The organism is Stenotrophomonas sp. HMWF023 (assembly GCF_003060985.1).
Taxonomy (GTDB): Bacteria; Pseudomonadota; Gammaproteobacteria; order Xanthomonadales; family Xanthomonadaceae; genus Stenotrophomonas; species Stenotrophomonas lactitubi.
Genome location: NZ_QAIJ01000247.1, coordinates 16,121 through 18,465 on the forward strand (window position 1 = coordinate 16,121; position 2,345 = coordinate 18,465).

Here is a 2,345-nt window from a genome sequence, read left to right on the forward strand (position 1 = left end):
ACGCACCACGCTGCCCAGGTCGTACACGAACACCTTGCCGTCGCCGATCTTGCCGGTGCCCGCCGCCTTCACGATGGCCTCCACCACCACGTCCACCTGATCGTCGGTCACCGCCACTTCCAGCTTCACCTTCGGCAGGAAGTCGACCACGTACTCGGCGCCGCGGTACAGCTCGGTATGGCCCTTCTGGCGACCGAAGCCCTTCACTTCCGTCACCGTGATCCCGGTAACCCCGCGCTCGGCCAGCGCTTCGCGCACGTCGTCGAGCTTGAACGGCTTGATCACCGCCATGACCATCTTCATCGTCTATCTCCTGTATTCCGGCGTGGAGGATAGCGCCTGAACGCGGCCGGTGCGAAACCCGCAGCGCCTGTCCGGCGGGCCGGGGCCAGCAGTATCCTTACTGCCGAACAGCCGTGGCCGCGCCGGATGCGCAGGCCCACCACCCCACGGAGCACCCCATGATCGACCTGAACCAAATCGATGACCTCGCCCGTCGCCTCAGCGACCTGGTGCCGCCGGGCCTGCGCGAATCGCGCGAGGAACTGCAGGCCACCTTCAAGAGCGCGCTGCAGGCGGGGCTGGCCAAGCTGGACCTGGTGACGCGCGAGGAATTTGAAGTGCAGCGTGCGGTGTTGTTGAAGACCCGCGAGAAGCTGGATGCGCTGGAAACGGCGGTGCGCGAGCTGGAAGGGCGCGCCGCCGCAGAGTGACAAGATGCAGCCCTAAACACCGATGGCTCTGCCAGGACGCGAACAGAGCAAGGCCGAACAGTGCGCGGGGAAGCGGTAAGACGCCGTCCCCGCTGTGTCAAGCGACTGGTGCGGATACTGCTCCGCGCATGTGCCGAACAAGCGCTGCTGCCTCTTTCATGCGGGCGCTGTAGCGTTCTTGCGTTTGATGAGACAGCTTCTCGTCACCGTCCATGAAACTCGTCCGCCCGGCAAGACTGGCGTTGATCCGACGAAGCACGCGCTCCCCGTCAGTCACTCCACCAGCATCGATATGGCGGATGACAGCATCCAACCGGAAAAAAGGATGCGCCAGGATCTGGTCTGAAAAATACGAGGCAGCGAGACTGCGCATGTCATGATCTGGCAACCCATACGCTCGGCTCAGGAACTCAACAGGAATATCGAACATGGTCAAAGCATCTTGATGGTTGACAGCATCAGGTGGGGCCCACAGCTCTGACAGCTTTTCAGATTCGAAGAGTCGATGTGCTGTTTCGATGATGAGATCCTTCTCTCTGGTCTCAAATTTGGAATGATCGTCCCAGAAGATGCTGGTCCCGGCGTCGGCCACCTTCACATTTGCCCCCGGCCCCACAAGTACATTTCCCGTGTGAGGGTCACCGTGGACTACACCAAGCGAATGGATATGCTGCAAAGCACGCGCATACCCTTTCCAGATGGCGATCTTTGCTTCAACGGGCCGCTCGGCCTTCAGCCAGCTCTTCAGCGACTCGCCAGGGACATACTCCATTACGCAGTAAGGGTGATTGCCAACCCAAGAGAACCTGTGCGTGGCAACGATACAATCATGTGTCAGAGCAGCGATTTTCTTGGATTCATCTTGCGCACGTGAAAGGCCCCTTGAGCCCCAAACCTTAAGCGCAACATCTCTCTCAAGATTTCTATCCCAAGCGCGAAACACAACTCCGTTTGCTCCACCGCCCAGCCTTTCCTTGATCTCATAGTCTGGGAAATCGATGGCTGCGCCACTAATGAGCAACCCCGTCCCGTTCAACATAATCTTGCCGTTGCCCACGTATCCTCCCTGTCATGAACCCGCATCATCCGTAGCAATCTCGGACAGAATGCTCTGAGGTGGCGACACTATTTCAAATGGATCGGGCCTTCAAGCTGCATACTGCAACCACCTGACAACTTTCCTCGGCGACCACGCAAGGTCGCCGGGCGAGCCGCGTCGCAAATGGCACGCGCCAACGCCTCCTTCGGAAGAATCTGACGCCGTTGCCCCATAGGCTCCAGGAGCTTTGTTTCCCAAGCCTCTCGCGCTGCCCTACCCTGTGCCACAATGCCAAAAACGTCTCGGGCTTTGGCGGCTTTGGCCCCAACCCCTTGGCATTTCCAACAACATCAGGCAACTCTGGTAGAGCCACCGACAACGGGTGGCCGGGCGTCGAAAACCCGATTCACTAGAAGTTGTTTACGCTTGTCAGCCGGCACCACCACGCGTGGTGCCGGCTGGCAATCCGTCTGCCGGCTATGGCGGGCGGTGTGTGGGGGTCTTGTACCCGCCGGCATTGTCTAGTGATCCGGTTTTCGAGCCACGCATCGTCCGCCACCTTTGTCGGTGGCGGCTTCTGCCTGCTTGCACGG

General features: G+C 59.9%; 3 protein-coding genes. 1 reads left to right on the forward strand and 2 read right to left on the reverse strand.

Features of this window, described 5'->3' with window-relative positions; genetic code table 11:
* A partial coding sequence (locus DBR20_RS13765) for a P-II family nitrogen regulator (protein WP_108266569.1) occupies positions 1-303 on the reverse strand: 303 nt, incomplete at its 3' end.
* Positions 304-461: 158 nt separating this feature from the next.
* On the opposite strand from DBR20_RS13765, the gene DBR20_RS13770 reads away from it, so the two are divergent.
* Positions 462-713, forward strand: coding sequence for an accessory factor UbiK family protein (locus DBR20_RS13770; protein WP_108266565.1), 252 nt, complete (start codon positions 462-464; stop codon positions 711-713).
* Positions 714-810: 97 nt separating this feature from the next.
* Here DBR20_RS13770 and DBR20_RS13775 read toward each other — a convergent pair whose 3' ends face one another.
* Positions 811-1,770: a serine/threonine-protein kinase gene (locus tag DBR20_RS13775; RefSeq protein WP_108266566.1), complete on the reverse strand. Its 960-nt coding sequence runs from the start codon at positions 1,768-1,770 to the stop codon at positions 811-813.
* Positions 1,771-2,345: the final 575 nt, after the last annotated feature.